General features: G+C 54.6%; 15 protein-coding genes. 12 read left to right on the top strand and 3 right to left on the bottom strand.

Going from position 1 to position 14,509, the window contains the following annotated elements; genetic code table 11:
• Positions 1-34 precede the first annotated feature (34 nt).
• Positions 35-352 (bottom strand): transcriptional regulator BolA, encoded by a 318-nt coding sequence (bolA, locus tag ACMGGH_RS10550; RefSeq protein ID WP_003859051.1) that lies wholly within the window; start codon positions 350-352, stop codon positions 35-37.
• Positions 353-658: 306 nt separating this feature from the next.
• On the opposite strand from bolA, the gene ACMGGH_RS10545 reads away from it, so the two are divergent.
• From ACMGGH_RS10545 to ACMGGH_RS10510, 8 genes are all read left to right on the top strand, one after another.
• Positions 659-1,237, top strand: coding sequence for a lipoprotein (locus ACMGGH_RS10545; protein ID WP_028012160.1), 579 nt, complete (start codon positions 659-661; stop codon positions 1,235-1,237).
• A gap of 45 nt (positions 1,238-1,282) precedes the next feature.
• Entirely contained in the window at positions 1,283-2,758 is a 1,476-nt protein-coding gene (gene ampG / locus ACMGGH_RS10540; RefSeq protein ID WP_232948757.1) for a muropeptide MFS transporter AmpG, read from the top strand.
• A 477-nt stretch (positions 2,759-3,235) separates the two neighbouring features.
• Entirely contained in the window at positions 3,236-4,183 is a 948-nt protein-coding gene (gene cyoA, locus ACMGGH_RS10535; protein WP_008503322.1) for a cytochrome o ubiquinol oxidase subunit II, read from the top strand.
• Between the two features lie 16 nt (positions 4,184-4,199).
• Positions 4,200-6,191, top strand: coding sequence for a cytochrome o ubiquinol oxidase subunit I (gene cyoB, locus ACMGGH_RS10530; protein ID WP_028012157.1), 1,992 nt, complete (start codon positions 4,200-4,202; stop codon positions 6,189-6,191).
• Positions 6,181-6,795 carry a cytochrome o ubiquinol oxidase subunit III gene (locus tag ACMGGH_RS10525; protein ID WP_003859057.1) on the top strand — a complete coding sequence of 205 codons (615 nt, stop codon included), beginning with the start codon at positions 6,181-6,183 and terminating at the stop codon, positions 6,793-6,795. Before cyoB ends, ACMGGH_RS10525 begins: the two co-directional genes overlap by 11 nt.
• A complete protein-coding gene (locus ACMGGH_RS10520; RefSeq protein WP_006176899.1) occupies positions 6,795-7,121 on the top strand; it encodes a cytochrome o ubiquinol oxidase subunit IV in 327 nt (108 codons plus the stop codon). Before ACMGGH_RS10525 ends, ACMGGH_RS10520 begins: the two co-directional genes overlap by 1 nt.
• 11 nt (positions 7,122-7,132) lie before the next feature.
• The gene (gene cyoE, locus ACMGGH_RS10515) at positions 7,133-8,020 is read left to right on the top strand and encodes a heme o synthase (protein WP_003859062.1); all 888 of its coding nucleotides are present in this window, start codon (positions 7,133-7,135) and stop codon (positions 8,018-8,020) included.
• Between the two features lie 148 nt (positions 8,021-8,168).
• On the top strand, positions 8,169-9,530 hold the full coding sequence (locus ACMGGH_RS10510; RefSeq protein ID WP_232948756.1) for an MFS transporter: 1,362 nt from the start codon (positions 8,169-8,171) through the stop codon (positions 9,528-9,530).
• A gap of 32 nt (positions 9,531-9,562) precedes the next feature.
• Here ACMGGH_RS10510 and ACMGGH_RS10505 read toward each other — a convergent pair whose 3' ends face one another.
• On the bottom strand, positions 9,563-10,054 hold the full coding sequence (locus ACMGGH_RS10505) for a YajQ family cyclic di-GMP-binding protein (RefSeq protein WP_023293165.1): 492 nt from the start codon (positions 10,052-10,054) through the stop codon (positions 9,563-9,565).
• A 121-nt stretch (positions 10,055-10,175) separates the two neighbouring features.
• Here ACMGGH_RS10505 and panE point away from each other — a divergent pair, with 121 nt between their 5' ends.
• Both panE and yajL read left to right on the top strand, forming a co-directional pair.
• Positions 10,176-11,087 (top strand): 2-dehydropantoate 2-reductase, encoded by a 912-nt coding sequence (gene panE, locus ACMGGH_RS10500; RefSeq protein ID WP_232948755.1) that lies wholly within the window; start codon positions 10,176-10,178, stop codon positions 11,085-11,087.
• Positions 11,050-11,643 carry a protein deglycase YajL gene (gene yajL, locus ACMGGH_RS10495; RefSeq protein WP_028012154.1) on the top strand — a complete coding sequence of 198 codons (594 nt, stop codon included), beginning with the start codon at positions 11,050-11,052 and terminating at the stop codon, positions 11,641-11,643. Before panE ends, yajL begins: the two co-directional genes overlap by 38 nt.
• A gap of 87 nt (positions 11,644-11,730) precedes the next feature.
• Here the strand turns inward: yajL and thiI are convergent, their stop codons facing one another.
• On the bottom strand, positions 11,731-13,179 hold the full coding sequence (thiI, locus tag ACMGGH_RS10490; RefSeq protein WP_045259896.1) for a tRNA uracil 4-sulfurtransferase ThiI: 1,449 nt from the start codon (positions 13,177-13,179) through the stop codon (positions 11,731-11,733).
• A gap of 178 nt (positions 13,180-13,357) precedes the next feature.
• Between thiI and xseB the strand changes: the two genes are divergently transcribed.
• Both xseB and ispA read left to right on the top strand, forming a co-directional pair.
• Complete coding sequence (gene xseB / locus ACMGGH_RS10485) at positions 13,358-13,600, top strand: exodeoxyribonuclease VII small subunit (RefSeq protein WP_003859094.1); 243 nt, start codon at positions 13,358-13,360, stop codon at positions 13,598-13,600.
• Complete coding sequence (gene ispA / locus ACMGGH_RS10480) at positions 13,601-14,500, top strand: (2E,6E)-farnesyl diphosphate synthase (protein ID WP_028012152.1); 900 nt, start codon at positions 13,601-13,603, stop codon at positions 14,498-14,500. It abuts the gene before it with no gap.
• Positions 14,501-14,509 lie beyond the last annotated feature (9 nt).

Here is a 14,509-nt window from a genome sequence, read left to right as displayed (position 1 = left end):
CTGGAAAAGCTCCAGCCGTTGCAAATCCGATTTATCAGGCGATGGTGCCTGCACCGCGACAAGGCGGCGACGCAAAAACCGTATCCTGCAAGCCTTCCCATTCCTTAATGGTATAGGTATGCAGTGCCAGCGCATGCACGGTCGTGGAGAGTTCTTCCGTCAAGGTGCTGTAGATCAGGCGATGTCGGTTCAGGAAACGTTCTCCCGTGAAGCGATCGCTAACCAGAACCACTTTAAAGTGGCTTTCAGAACCTGCCGGCACGTTATGACGATAGCTTTCGTCGACGACTTCGAGGAACACAGGGTTGAACGCTGCCCTTAATTTTTCTTCTATCTGTTCACGTATCATCATGAAATTACTCCTCCGACAACGCTAAGATGTCACCCATCCCTTTAAATGTTAGCCGCTTTTACCGTTTCCATTACACCTTGACAACAAATATTTAGCTTTCGTCTGATTTTCTCATTCAAATGCATGAAGTTCACTGTGAGACTCATACCTGTCGTCTCTGGCGGGAGGAGAAAAAGGATGAGCTGGTCAGTTTTCAGACAAGACGATGAATTTACATGCGTTGACCACTTCCCCTGGCCGTAGTCGATGATATGATGGCGGCAATTTTTCTCTCTTTAATGCTTACGATTCGTTGAGAACCTGAAAATGTTTAAAAAACTCTTCTTTCCGTTGGTAGCCCTTTTTATGCTGGCAGGCTGTGCGACTCCGCCTACCACTATTGATGTCTCACCAAAAATCACCCTGCCTCAGCAGGACCCAAGCCTGATGGGCGTCACCGTGAGCATTAACGGTGCCGATCAGCGTCAGGACCAGGCGCTGGCAAAAGTAACCCGCGACAACCAGCAGGTGACGCTGACCGCGTCCCGCGACCTGCGCTTCCTGCTGCAGGAAGTGCTTGAGAAGCAAATGACCGCTCGCGGTTACATGATTGGCCCAAGCGGCGCGGTTGATCTGCAGATTATCGTCAACAACCTGTACGCAGACGTCTCTCAGGGCAACGTGCGCTACAACATTGCGACCAAAGCGGATATCGCCATCATTGCCACCGCGAAGAACGGCAACAAGATGACCAAAAACTACCGCGCCAGCTACTCTGTTGAAGGCGCGTTCCAGGCCTCTAACAAGAATATTGCTAACGCCGTTAACAGCGTGCTGACGGACACCATCGCCGATATGGCGCAGGACACCAGCATTCACGACTTTATCAAGCAGAACGCACGTTAATCCTGCTCACTGGCCCGGTGCTTCACCGGGTCAGTTCATAAGAACATGTCCAGTCACTACTTACGCATTTTCCAGCAACCGAAATCAGCAATTCTGCTGATCCTCGGCTTTGCCTCCGGTTTACCCCTCGCGCTCACCTCCGGCACGCTTCAGGCGTGGATGACGGTTGAGAACATCGATCTCAAAACCATTGGTTTCTTCTCGCTTGTCGGTCAGGCGTATGTCTTTAAGTTCCTGTGGTCGCCGGTGATGGATCGCTATACGCCGCCGTTTCTGGGGCGTCGTCGCGGCTGGTTAGTGATGACACAGGTCCTGCTGCTGCTGGCGATTGCGGCGATGGGCTTTCTTGAGCCGACCACACAGCTCCGCTGGATGGCCGCGCTTGCGGTGGTGATAGCCTTCTGTTCCGCCTCTCAGGATATCGTGTTCGACGCCTGGAAGACGGACGTGTTACCTGCGGAAGAGCGCGGTGCCGGTGCGGCGATCAGCGTGCTGGGCTATCGCCTCGGGATGCTGGTCTCCGGCGGGCTGGCGTTGTGGCTGGCCGACCGTTATCTCGGCTGGCAGGGTATGTACTGGCTGATGGCTGCCCTGCTCATCCCCTGCATTATCGCTACGCTATTTGCACCCGAACCGAGCGACGTCATTCCGGTTCCCCGCTCGCTGGAGCAGGCCGTGGCCGAACCGCTGCGTGACTTTTTTGGCCGCAACAATGCCTGGCTGATCCTGCTGCTCATTGTCCTTTATAAGCTGGGCGATGCCTTTGCCATGAGCCTGACCACCACCTTCCTGATCCGCGGCGTCGGTTTTGATGCCGGTGAAGTGGGCGTGGTGAATAAAACGCTGGGGCTGTTTGCGACCATCGTCGGCGCGCTTTACGGCGGGGTATTGATGCAGCGCCTGACGCTGTTCCGCGCGCTGCTGATCTTCGGCATCCTGCAGGGCGCATCTAACGCGGGCTACTGGCTGCTGTCGGTGACGGACAAGCATATGTTCAGCATGGCCGCGGCGGTGTTCTTTGAAAATCTCTGTGGCGGCATGGGGACGGCGGCGTTTGTCGCCCTGCTGATGACCCTGTGCAATAAATCGTTTTCCGCTACGCAGTTTGCGCTGCTCTCGGCGCTCTCGGCCGTTGGCCGCGTGTACGTAGGTCCGATTGCCGGCTGGTTTGTAGAAGCCCACGGCTGGCCAACGTTTTATCTCTTCTCGGTCGCGGCTGCCGTGCCGGGGATTTTATTATTGCTGGTGTGTCGCCAGACGCTGGAATATACCCAGCGGACCGAACACTTTATGCCGCGTACTGAATATCACCGCGCCTACCGATTTGCGTTACGTCTGCTAATGGCGGGCTGCGGCGCGCTGGCGCTATGGCTTGTGGTACTTATCGTTAACGCCAGTACGTCTCTGGCGCTCCCCCTCGAAGCTCTTCTGCTGGACGCAGGAGCCCTGCTGGCCATCGCCGGGATCCTGACGGGCGGTTTGCTAGATTTTATGGCATTGCGTAAAACGAAGATGACCTGAAGAAAAAGTGAAAGGTTATTTCCCGTTGTAATCACTAACCGAAATTATAACGGTGAAATAGCCAACAGCCGCTAAAAAAATATTTGTTGTTTTGTGCGGGATAGGATTTGGAAATTATTGGAGCCAATTCCAAAACGCTATTTTTCATTAAACGATTCAGCATTGGAAAGTTTGATTTTTCGTTTTTTAGATGTCTTTTTATTGATAATTAATTGTTAATTTTTTGTATATTTTTAACAATGGTTATACCAATTGCCCCTTTTAGGGTATGCTTGGGGGTCCTTTCGTTATAAAGCCCATATCATGCGGCTTCGGTCATAAAAACCGACATAATCTGCAACACTTGTGACACGTGCGGCAGAACCCGGTAACACCTTCCTGACACAGGCCTAATGATGTTTACAGTAATGTAACCTTCCCGTAAAATGCCCGCACACTTTAAACGCCACCAGACTCCCGTGGAATTGAGGTCGTTAAATGAGACTCAGGAAATACAATAAAAGTTTGGGATGGTTGTCATTATTCGCAGGTACTGTATTACTCAGTGGCTGTGATTCTGCACTACTAGACCCCAAAGGACAGATTGGACTGGAACAACGTTCACTGATATTGACGGCTTTTGGCCTGATGTTGATTGTGGTTATTCCTGCCATTTTGATGGCTGTTGGTTTCGCCTGGAAGTATCGTGCGAGCAATAAAGATGCGAAGTATAGCCCGAACTGGTCACACTCCAACAAAGTTGAAGCTGTGGTCTGGACGGTACCTATCCTGATCATCCTGTTCCTTGCCGTGCTGACCTGGAAAACCACTCACGCACTTGAGCCAAGCAAGCCGCTGGTTCACGATGAAAAACCTATTACCATTGAAGTGGTCTCCATGGACTGGAAATGGTTCTTCATCTATCCAGAGCAGGGCATTGCTACCGTGAATGAAATCGCCTTCCCGGCGAACACTCCGGTTCAGTTCAAAGTGACCTCCAACTCCGTAATGAACTCCTTCTTCATCCCGCGTCTGGGTAGCCAGATTTACGCGATGGCCGGTATGCAGACGAACCTGCATCTGATCGCGAATGAAGCAGGCACCTACGATGGTATCTCCGCCAGCTATAGCGGCCCGGGCTTCTCAGGTATGAAGTTCAAAGCTATTGCGACGCCGGACCGTGCCGCTTTCGACCAGTGGGTTGAAAAAGCGAAGCAGTCTCCAAACACCATGTCTGACATGGCGGCGTTCGAAAAAGTGGCTGCACCTAGCGAATACAACAAGGTGGAGTACTTCTCTAACGTGAAACCAGATTTGTTCAAAGACGTTATTGGCAAATTTATGGATCACGGCAAGAGCATGGACATGACCCAGCCAGAAGGCGAGCACAGCGCGCACGAAGGTATGGAAGGCATGGACATGAGCCACGCGGAAACCGCTCACTAAGGGGCCGAGGAAGAAAATGTTCGGAAAATTGACACTGGATGCAGTGCCCTACCATGAACCGATTATCATGGTTACGGTGGCTGCAATTATCATTGGTGGCGCGGCCTTAGTTGGCCTGATCACTTACTTCGGTAAGTGGAGCTACCTGTGGAATGAGTGGCTGACTTCGGTTGACCACAAAAAACTCGGTATCATGTACTGCATCGTCGGTATCGTCATGTTAATTCGTGGCTTTGCGGATGCAATCATGATGCGTAGCCAGCAGGCACTCGCGTCTGCGGGCGAAGCCGGCTTCCTGCCACCGCACCACTACGATCAGATCTTTACCGCCCACGGCGTTATCATGATCTTCTTCGTGGCGATGCCGCTGGTAATCGGTCTGATGAACGTTGTCGTTCCGCTGCAGATTGGCGCGCGCGACGTAGCGTTCCCGTTCCTGAACAACCTGAGCTTCTGGTTCACGGTTGTCGGCGTTATCCTGGTTAACCTGTCACTGGGCGTGGGCGAATTCGCACAGACCGGCTGGCTGGCTTACCCGCCGCTTTCGGGAATTGAGTACAGTCCGGGTGTAGGCGTTGACTACTGGATTTGGGCGCTTCAGCTCTCCGGTGTCGGTACTACCCTGACCGGTATCAACTTCTTCGTGACCATCCTGAAGATGCGTGCACCAGGTATGACGATGTTCAAGATGCCAGTATTTACCTGGGCATCTCTGTGCGCCAACGTACTGATTATCGCGTCGTTCCCAATTCTGACCGTCACCATCGCGCTGCTGACCCTGGACCGCTACCTGGGCACCCATTTCTTCACGAATGATATGGGTGGCAACATGATGATGTACATCAACCTGATTTGGGCCTGGGGTCACCCAGAAGTGTACATTCTGGTTCTGCCTGTCTTCGGTGTGTTCTCCGAAATCGCGGCAACCTTCTCGCGTAAGCGTCTGTTTGGTTACACCTCTCTGGTGTGGGCAACCGTGTGTATTACCGTTCTGTCGTTCATCGTTTGGCTGCACCACTTCTTTACCATGGGTGCGGGCGCGAACGTAAACGCCTTCTTCGGTATCACCACCATGATTATCGCCATCCCTACCGGGGTGAAGATCTTCAACTGGCTGTTCACCATGTACCAGGGCCGTATCGTGTTCCACTCAGCAATGCTGTGGACCATCGGCTTCATCGTGACCTTCTCCGTAGGTGGGATGACCGGCGTACTGCTGGCGGTACCAGGTGCTGACTTCGTTCTGCACAACAGCCTGTTCCTGATTGCGCACTTCCATAACGTTATCATCGGCGGCGTCGTCTTCGGCTGCTTCGCAGGTGTGACCTACTGGTGGCCTAAAGCGTTTGGCTTCACGCTGAACGAAACCTGGGGTAAACGCGCGTTCTGGTTCTGGATCATCGGCTTCTTCGTGGCATTTATGCCGCTGTACGTGCTGGGCTTCATGGGTATGACCCGTCGTCTGAGCCAGCAGATCGATCCGCAGTTCCACCCAATGCTGATGGTTGCAGCGGGCGGTGCAGCGCTGATTGCCTGCGGTATTCTGTGCCAGCTGATTCAGTACTACGTGTCCATCCGCGACCGTAACCTGAACCGCGACCTGACCGGTGACCCATGGGGTGGCCGTACGCTGGAGTGGGCAACCTCTTCTCCACCACCGTTCTATAACTTTGCCGTAGTGCCGCACATTCACGAGCGTGACGCATTCTGGGAAATGAAAGAAAAAGGTGAAGCGTACAAGCAACCTGAGCATTACGAAGAGATCCATATGCCGAAAAACAGCGCTGCGGGCATCGTGATTGCCGCTTTCGCAACGGTATTTGGTTTCGCAATGATCTGGCACATCTGGTGGATGGCGATTGTTGGCTTCGCTGGCATCGTAATCAGCTGGATTGTGAAGAGCTTTGACGAGGACGTGGACTACTACGTACCAGTCCGTGAAGTTGAAAAGCTGGAAAATCAGCATTTCGACGAGATTTCTAAAGCGGGGCTGAAAAATGGCAACTGATACTCTGGCGCACTCAACTGCCCACGCGCATGAACATGCGCACCATGATACAGGACCGACCAAAGTCTTCGGTTTCTGGATCTACCTGATGAGCGACTGCATTCTGTTCTGCTGTCTGTTCGCGACCTATGCCGTTCTGGTGAACGGCACAGCGGGCGGCCCGACCGGCAAGGACATTTTTGAACTGCCGTTCGTTCTGGTTGAAACCGCACTGCTGTTATTCAGCTCCATCACCTACGGCATGGCGGCTATCGCCATGTACAAAAACAACAAGAGCCAGGTTGTCTCCTGGCTGGCGTTGACCTGGCTGTTTGGTGCTGGCTTTATCGGGATGGAAATCTATGAATTCCACCACCTGATTATGGAAGGCTTCGGACCGGATCGCAGTGGCTTCCTGTCCGCGTTCTTCGCGCTGGTGGGTACCCACGGTCTGCACGTGACCTCGGGTCTGATCTGGATGGCAGTACTGATGTTCCAGATCTCCCGCCGCGGCCTGACCAGCACTAACCGTACCCGTATCATGTGCCTGAGCCTGTTCTGGCACTTCCTGGACGTGGTATGGATCTGCGTGTTCTCTGTTGTCTATCTGATGGGGGCGATGTAATGAGTCATTCTAACGATCATGGCGCTTCCCACGGCAGCGTAAAAACCTACATGACAGGTTTCATCCTGTCGATCATCCTGACGGTGATCCCGTTCTGGATGGTGATGAGCGGTTCTGCGTCCAAGCCGGTTATCCTGGGAGCAATCCTGGTGACCGCGGTGATTCAGATTCTGGTGCATCTGGTTTGCTTCCTGCACATGAACACCAAGTCCGATGAAGGCTGGAATATGACTGCCTTTATCTTTACCGTGATTATCATCGCTATCCTGGTAGTCGGTTCCATCTGGATTATGTGGAACCTCAACTACAACATGATGGTTCACTAAGAGCGGCGAGTATGTTTAAGCAATACCTGCAAGTCACGAAACCAGGCATCATCTTTGGCAACCTGATCTCCGTAATCGGAGGGTTCCTGCTGGCCTCTAAAGGCAGCATTGATTACACCCTCTTTATTTACACGCTGGTCGGTGTGTCACTGGTGGTTGCGTCCGGTTGTGTATTTAACAACTACATCGACATGGATATCGACAAGAAGATGGAAAGGACCAAAAATCGGGTGCTGGTTAAAGGCCTGATTGCCCCTTCCGTCTCGCTGGTGTACGCCACCTTGCTGGGTATTGCTGGCTTTATGCTGCTGTGGTTTGGTGCTAACCCGCTGGCCTGCTGGCTGGGGGTGATGGGGTTCGTGGTGTATGTAGGCGTCTACAGCCTGTATATGAAGCGTCACTCCGTCTACGGCACGCTGATTGGTTCTCTCTCCGGCGCTGCGCCGCCGGTGATTGGCTACTGCGCCGTCACGAACGAGTTCGACAGCGGTGCGCTCATCCTGCTGGCTATTTTTAGCCTGTGGCAGATGCCGCACTCCTATGCCATCGCGATTTTCCGCTTCAAGGATTATCAGGCGGCGAACATTCCGGTTCTGCCGGTCGTGAAGGGCATTTCAGTTGCCAAGAACCACATCACGCTCTACATCATCGCTTTTGCCGTGGCAACGCTGATGCTTTCTCTGGGCGGTTACGCCGGATATAAATATCTGGTGGTAGCGGCCGCGGTGAGCGTCTGGTGGCTCGGCATGGCCCTGCGCGGCTACAAGGTGGAAGATGACAAAGTCTGGGCACGCAAGCTGTTTGTGTTCTCGATTGTCGCCATCACCTCCCTGTCCGTGATGATGTCCGTAGACTTCATGGTGCCGGACTCGCAAAACCTGCTGACTTACGTCTGGTAAGTTTATGTGATGATGAAAAGGGTGCTTCGGCACCCTTTTTTATTCACGAAATCTATTAATTGCGCATGTAATATTTGTTAAATAAGCCTTTATTTACCCCGCCCCTTCCCCGCACTACACTATGGCCTGCTTTTGAACTGAGGTGGTAATGAACGATTATAAAATGACGCCGGGCGAGCTGCGTGCGACCTGGGGTTTAGGGACTGTTTTCTCGCTGCGGATGCTTGGCATGTTTATGGTCCTGCCCGTTCTGACCACGTACGGCATGGCGTTACAGGGTTCCAGCGAAGCGCTGATTGGTCTGGCGATCGGTATCTACGGTCTGGCGCAGGCGGTGTTCCAGATCCCCTTTGGCCTGCTCTCTGATCGGGTGGGCCGCAAGCCGCTGATTGTCGGCGGGCTGCTGGTCTTTGTGCTCGGGAGCGTTATTGCCGCCCTCTCCCACTCCATCTGGGGCATTATTTTGGGCCGCGCCCTGCAGGGCTCCGGTGCGATTGCCGCCGCGGTGATGGCGCTGCTGTCAGATTTAACCCGCGAGCAAAACCGCACCAAAGCGATGGCGTTCATCGGCGTGAGCTTTGGCGTAACGTTTGCGATTGCGATGGTGCTCGGTCCCATCATTACGCACAAACTGGGTCTGCACGCCCTGTTCTGGATGATTGCGGTGCTGGCGACCATCGGGATCGCACTCACCCTGTGGGTTGTGCCAGACAGTAAAAATCATGTCCTTAACCGTGAATCCGGGATGGTTAAAGGCTGCTTTAGCAAAGTCATCGCCGAGCCGCGTCTGCTAAAGCTTAACTTCGGCATTATGTGCCTGCATATTCTGCTGATGTCCACCTTCGTCGCCCTGCCCGGCCAGCTTGCCGCAGCAGGTTTCCCGGCGGCCGAGCACTGGAAAATTTATCTGGTCACGATGCTGATTTCGTTTGTCTCTGTCGTGCCGTTCATCATCTACGCCGAAGTGAAGCGCAAAATGAAGCGCGTCTTCGTGGGCTGCGTGGCGTTACTGCTGATTGCCGAGATCGTGCTGTGGGGTGCCGGCCCGCACTTCTGGGAGCTGATCGCAGGCGTGCAGTTGTTCTTCCTGGCGTTTAATCTGATGGAAGCGCTGCTGCCGTCACTGATCAGCAAAGAGTCCCCCGCCGGTTACAAAGGCACGGCAATGGGCATTTACTCCACCAGCCAGTTCCTCGGCGTGGCGATCGGCGGATCGCTTGGCGGCTGGGTCGACGGCCTGTTTGATTCACAAACCGTGTTTCTCGCGGGCGCGCTGCTGGCGACAGTCTGGCTGCTGGTTGCCAGCACCATGAAAGAGCCACGCTATGTGAGCAGCCTGCGGGTAGAAATCCCGGATGACGTGGAGATTAGCGACGCGCTGAAGCAGCGTCTGGAAGGAAAAGAAGGGGTCACAGAGGTGCTGATTGTTCCCGAAGAGCGCAGTGCTTATGTCAAAATTGACAGCAAAGTGACGAACCGTTTCGAGGTGGAGCAGGCGATCAAAGCGTGAAAAAAAGCCCGGATGAACCGGGCTTTTTTGTCTTAATCGCGGAAGTTTTTAAACTGGAAAGGTTGACCCAAATCCCCGCCGCGCACCAGCGCCATCACGGACTGGAGGTCATCGCGAGATTTACCGGTCACGCGAATTTCTTCGCCCTGGATCTGCGCCTGCACCTTCAGCTTGCTGTCTTTAATCAGCTTCACGATCTTCTTCTGCACCGCGCTCTCGATGCCCTGCTTCAGTTTGGCTTCTACAAACCAGTTCTTACCGCTGTGGACAAACTCGTCCGGCACGTCCAGAGACGTTCCTTCGATGCCGCGTTTTAACAGCTTGGCGCGCAGAATGTCGAGCAGCTGATTCACCTGGAAATCAGACTCGCTCAGCACCTTAATGGTCTTATTTGCGTCGTTCAGCTCAAACGACGCCTCAACGCCGCGAAAATCGAAACGTGACTCAACTTCGCGGGTTGCGTTCTCAACGCCGTTGCGAACTTCCTGGATATCAACTTCGGAAACAATATCGAAAGATGGCATCTTTTCTTCTCCCTTCACTTTTGTTGCGTTGCATAATACCCGCTACGAGGCATAACTCAACAGAAGCTTAGCTGTATAATTAAGCTGTAACACCTGGCGCAGTTGCAGGTGAGGAGGAACAATGAAAATTACGGTGCTCGGATGCGGAGCGCTCGGCCAGCTGTGGCTGACCGCGCTGTGCAAGCACGGACATGAGGTTCAGGGCTGGCTGCGCGTGCCCCAGCCCTATTGCAGTGTCAACCTGATTGGTGAAGACGGAAGCATTTTTAACGAATCCCTCACCGCGAACGATCCTGATTTCCTGGCGCAAAGCGACCTGTTGCTGGTGACGCTCAAGGCGTGGCAGGTCTCAGATGCGGTTAAGACTCTGGCCGCGCAGCTCCCCCCCACGTCCCTCATACTGCTGCTGCATAACGGTATGGGAACCCTTGATGAGCTGAAAAGCGTCCCGCAGCCTCTGCTAATGGCGACCACCACCCACGCTGCGCGTCGCGACGGGACTATTATCGTGCATGTCGCCAGCGGCGTGACGCACATCGGCCCGGCCAGAACACAGGATGGCGACTACAGCTATCTGGCCGATGTTCTGCAAAAGGTCTTGCCGGACGTCGCCTGGCACAACAACATCCGCCCTCAGCTGTGGCGCAAGCTGGCCGTAAACTGCGTGATCAATCCTCTGACGGCGCTGTGGAACTGCCCGAACGGGGAACTGAAAAACCATCCGCAGGAGGTGGCGTCCCTGTGTGCAGAAGTCGCGTCGGTCATTGAGCGAGAAGGCCTGCACACCTCAGCAGAGGATTTACGCTGTTATGTCGAGCAGGTTATTGAGAGTACGGCTGAGAACATCTCCTCGATGCTGCAGGACGTTCGGGCATTACGCCATACGGAGATAGATTACATTACCGGCTATCTGCTAAAGCGCGCCCGCTCGCACGGCATCGCCGTGCCGGAAAACGCCCGTCTGTATGACCTGGTTAAACGTAAGGAGAGTGAATATGAGCGCGTCGGCACTGATTTGCCTCGCTCCTGGTAGCGAAGAGATGGAAGCGGTCACCACCATTGATTTAATGGTACGTGGCGGCATTAAGGTAACAACCGCCAGCGTAGCCAGCGACGGCAATCTGGCAATCACCTGTTCACGAGGGGTGAAAATCCTGGCAGACGCACCGCTTGTCCAGGTTGCTGACGGCGATTACGACATCATCGTCCTGCCCGGCGGCTTAAAAGGCGCGGAATGTTTCCGCGACAGCCCGCTGCTGGTTGAAACCGTGCGTCAGTTTCATCTGTCCGGCCGCATCGTCGCGGCAATCTGTGCCGCCGCTGGAACAGTTCTGATTCCGCACGATATCTTCCCCATCGGCAATATGACTGGCTTCCCGGGGCTTAAGGATACGATCCCGGAAGAGCATTGGGTGGATAAACGCGTCGTCTGGGATCCGCGCGTCAACCTGCTGACCAGCCAGGGGCCCGGCACCGCGATTGATTTTGGCTTAAAGATTATTGATCTGCTGGTCGGGCGGGAGAAGGCCTACGAAGTGGCGTCGTCGCTGGTGATGCCGGCGGGGATTTATAATTACTATGAAGAGTAGTGCATAAAAAAAGCCGGGTGGCGCGAGGTAAAAGCAAAACGGCAACCTTTGGTTGCCGTTTTTAATGTGAGGGCACCAGGCCGCACGCTACGGACGATACACCTTCACATTCGCGAATCCCTGCTCGCGCAGGTACAGCGCCTGCAGGCGGCTCATCACCCCGCGCTCACACCACAGCAGATACGTTTTGCTCTGATCGAGGTCGCCAAACTTAGTGCTCAGCTTGTAGAACGGCAGAGAAACCACCTCTACGCCTTCAACCTTCAGCGGCTTGTCATCCTGCTCGTCGATGGAGCGGATATCCAGAATCGCATCGTTCGCACCGAAACCGCTCACGGTTTCCACTTCAACCACTTCCTGCTCGGTCTGCTGGGCAATCTCGCGGATGTCGATGTTGGACGCTTCTGCCACTACTCTTTCCAGGATGCTGAAATCGAAGTTCTCTTCTTCCGCTTCGATCTTCGCCTTCACAGCCTTGACGGTCGGGCTTTTAGAGATCACACCGCAGTATTCCGGCATGGTGCGGGCAAAGTCTTCGGTGCCGATTTCGCGCGCCAGGTCGATGATGTGCTCTTTATCGTGGGAGATCAGCGGACGCAGGATCAGCGTATCTGATACGTTGTCGATCAGACGCAGGTTGGTCAGCGTCTGGCTGGAGACCTGGCCCAGCGCTTCGCCGGTGACCAGCGCCTGCACGCCGTAGCGCTCGGCGACTTTGGACGCCGCGCGCACCATCATACGTTTGAGGATCACGCCCATCTGGCCGTCATCCACTTTTTCAAGGATTTCGCCCACTACCGGCTCAAAGTTGATCGCCACAAAACGCACGCGGTGGGAACTGCCGAAGCGGTTCCACAGGTAATGCGCCACCTGACGAACGCCAATCTCATGCGCCGCGCCGCCCAGGTTGAAGAAGCAGTAGTGCACGCGGCAGCCGCGACGCATCAGCATATAGCTGGAGACGCCGGAGTCGAAGCCGCCGGAGATCAGCGACAGCACATCTTCCTGCGTGCCGATCGGGAAACCGCCAATACCTTCATAACGGCCCTTAACCAGCAGCAGACGATCGTTCTCGATCTCAAGGTTAACGGTGACGTCCGGGTTAGTCAGGCGCACGCGCGCCGTCTCAACGTGCTGGTTCAGACCACCGCCGACGTAGCGCTCAACTTCAATCGAGCTAAACTCGTGCTTACCGCGACGCTTCACGCGCACGCAGAAGGTTTTGCCTTCGATCTGGTCGCGGTACTGTACCAGCGCCTTTTCGAAGATATCGTGCATATCGCTGAACGGAACGTCTTCCACTTCCAGAATATGGTGAATACCTGGAATACGGGTCAGCGCGTCGCGAATATCAAGGCGTTTGCTTTCGTCTTTCGCACGGACTTCAACGTGGTCCCAGTGACGCACTACGGCGAGCGTTTCGTCGTAGTGTTTTAATACGTTACGAATGTTCCCGGTGAGAATTTTAATAAAGCGCAAACGCACAGATTGGCTTTTGATGGTGATTTCAGGGAACAATTTAATGATAAACTTCATGGCGGCAATGTTTCTTAGGCAAGCTTATAAAGGCTTGTAGTGGAAAATGATACAGCAGCCCACACCCGTGGCTGCATCCAGGCGCGCAAGTATACCACCATCGCGCCACTCGCGTTATTTGATAATTGCCCCGAGTCCGTTACCATGTTGGGGCGAAGAATATAAGAGTTAATTCACTATGCCGAAGAAGAACGACGCACCGGCCAGTTTTGAAACTGCGCTGAGTGAGCTTGAGCAGATTGTTACCCGCCTCGAGAGCGGCGATTTACCGCTGGAAGACGCCCTCAACGAATTTGAGCGCGGGGTGCAGCTTGCGCGCCAGGGGCAGGTAAAACTCCAGCAGGCCGAGCAGCGTGTGCAGATCCTGCTTTCCGACAGCGAAGACGCTAAAACCACGCCATTCACACCGGACGCCGAGTAAATGGATTTTACCAACGCGCTTCAGGCGCGCGTCGTTCGCGCCAACGACGCCCTGCGCCGTTTTATTGAGCCACAGCCTTTTCAGAACACTCCACTGGTTGAAGCCATGCACTATGGCGCACTCTTAGGGGGAAAACGCCTGCGCCCGTTCCTGGTGTATGCCACGGGCAATATGTTTGGCATCAGCGATAATACGCTGGACGCCCCGGCTGCCGCCGTGGAGTGCATCCATGCCTACTCGCTGATCCACGACGATCTCCCGGCGATGGACGACGACGATCTGCGCCGGGGTCAGCCAACCTGCCACATTAAGTTTGGCGAGGCGAATGCCATTCTGGCGGGCGATGCCTTGCAGACGCTGGCGTTCTCGATTCTGAGCGATGCGCCGATGGCGGAAGTGGCCGACCGCGACCGCCTGGCGATGATCTCCGAACTGGCAATGGCCAGCGGCGTGGCCGGCATGTGCGGCGGTCAGGCGCTGGATCTTGAAGCGGAAGGACGTCAGGTTAATCTGGAACAGCTGGAGCGTATTCATCGCCATAAGACGGGCGCGCTTATTCGTTCCGCCGTTCGCCTGGGCGCGCTGAGCGCGGGTGAGCAAGGGCGCAAAGCCCTGCCGATTCTGGACAGATACGCAGAAAGTATCGGTCTGGCATTCCAGGTTCAGGATGACATTCTGGATGTGGTGGGCGATACTGCAACATTGGGTAAACGTCAGGGTGCGGACCAGCAGCTTGGCAAAAGTACCTATCCCGCCCTGCTGGGTCTTGAGCAAGCCCAACGTAAAGCCCGGGATCTGATTGACGATGCCCGCCAGTCGCTGAATGAGCTGGCCGCGCAATCGCTGGATACCTCGGCACTGGAAGCGCTAGCGGACTATATAATCCAGCGTGATAAATAAACTATATAT

The sequence above is a fragment of the Enterobacter sp. BNK-16 genome (genome assembly GCF_048684955.1).
Lineage (GTDB): Bacteria > Pseudomonadota > Gammaproteobacteria > Enterobacterales > Enterobacteriaceae > Enterobacter > Enterobacter bugandensis.
Note: the sequence above shows the minus strand (reverse complement) of the source record. Positions and strands in the feature narration are given on the sequence as shown.

What these genes read in the sequence shown, in the direction of transcription:
- bolA (WP_003859051.1), bottom strand. Translation starts at nt 352, where the DNA reads ATGATGATACGTGAACAGATAGAAGAAAAATTAAGGGCAGCGTTCAAC.
- ACMGGH_RS10545 (WP_028012160.1), top strand. Translation starts at nt 659, where the DNA reads ATGTTTAAAAAACTCTTCTTTCCGTTGGTAGCCCTTTTTATGCTGGCA.
- ampG (WP_232948757.1), top strand. Translation starts at nt 1,283, where the DNA reads ATGTCCAGTCACTACTTACGCATTTTCCAGCAACCGAAATCAGCAATT.
- cyoA (WP_008503322.1), top strand. Translation starts at nt 3,236, where the DNA reads ATGAGACTCAGGAAATACAATAAAAGTTTGGGATGGTTGTCATTATTC.
- cyoB (WP_028012157.1), top strand. Translation starts at nt 4,200, where the DNA reads ATGTTCGGAAAATTGACACTGGATGCAGTGCCCTACCATGAACCGATT.
- ACMGGH_RS10525 (WP_003859057.1), top strand. Translation starts at nt 6,181, where the DNA reads ATGGCAACTGATACTCTGGCGCACTCAACTGCCCACGCGCATGAACAT.
- ACMGGH_RS10520 (WP_006176899.1), top strand. Translation starts at nt 6,795, where the DNA reads ATGAGTCATTCTAACGATCATGGCGCTTCCCACGGCAGCGTAAAAACC.
- cyoE (WP_003859062.1), top strand. Translation starts at nt 7,133, where the DNA reads ATGTTTAAGCAATACCTGCAAGTCACGAAACCAGGCATCATCTTTGGC.
- ACMGGH_RS10510 (WP_232948756.1), top strand. Translation starts at nt 8,169, where the DNA reads ATGAACGATTATAAAATGACGCCGGGCGAGCTGCGTGCGACCTGGGGT.
- ACMGGH_RS10505 (WP_023293165.1), bottom strand. Translation starts at nt 10,054, where the DNA reads ATGCCATCTTTCGATATTGTTTCCGAAGTTGATATCCAGGAAGTTCGC.
- panE (WP_232948755.1), top strand. Translation starts at nt 10,176, where the DNA reads ATGAAAATTACGGTGCTCGGATGCGGAGCGCTCGGCCAGCTGTGGCTG.
- yajL (WP_028012154.1), top strand. Translation starts at nt 11,050, where the DNA reads ATGAGCGCGTCGGCACTGATTTGCCTCGCTCCTGGTAGCGAAGAGATG.
- thiI (WP_045259896.1), bottom strand. Translation starts at nt 13,179, where the DNA reads ATGAAGTTTATCATTAAATTGTTCCCTGAAATCACCATCAAAAGCCAA.
- xseB (WP_003859094.1), top strand. Translation starts at nt 13,358, where the DNA reads ATGCCGAAGAAGAACGACGCACCGGCCAGTTTTGAAACTGCGCTGAGT.
- ispA (WP_028012152.1), top strand. Translation starts at nt 13,601, where the DNA reads ATGGATTTTACCAACGCGCTTCAGGCGCGCGTCGTTCGCGCCAACGAC.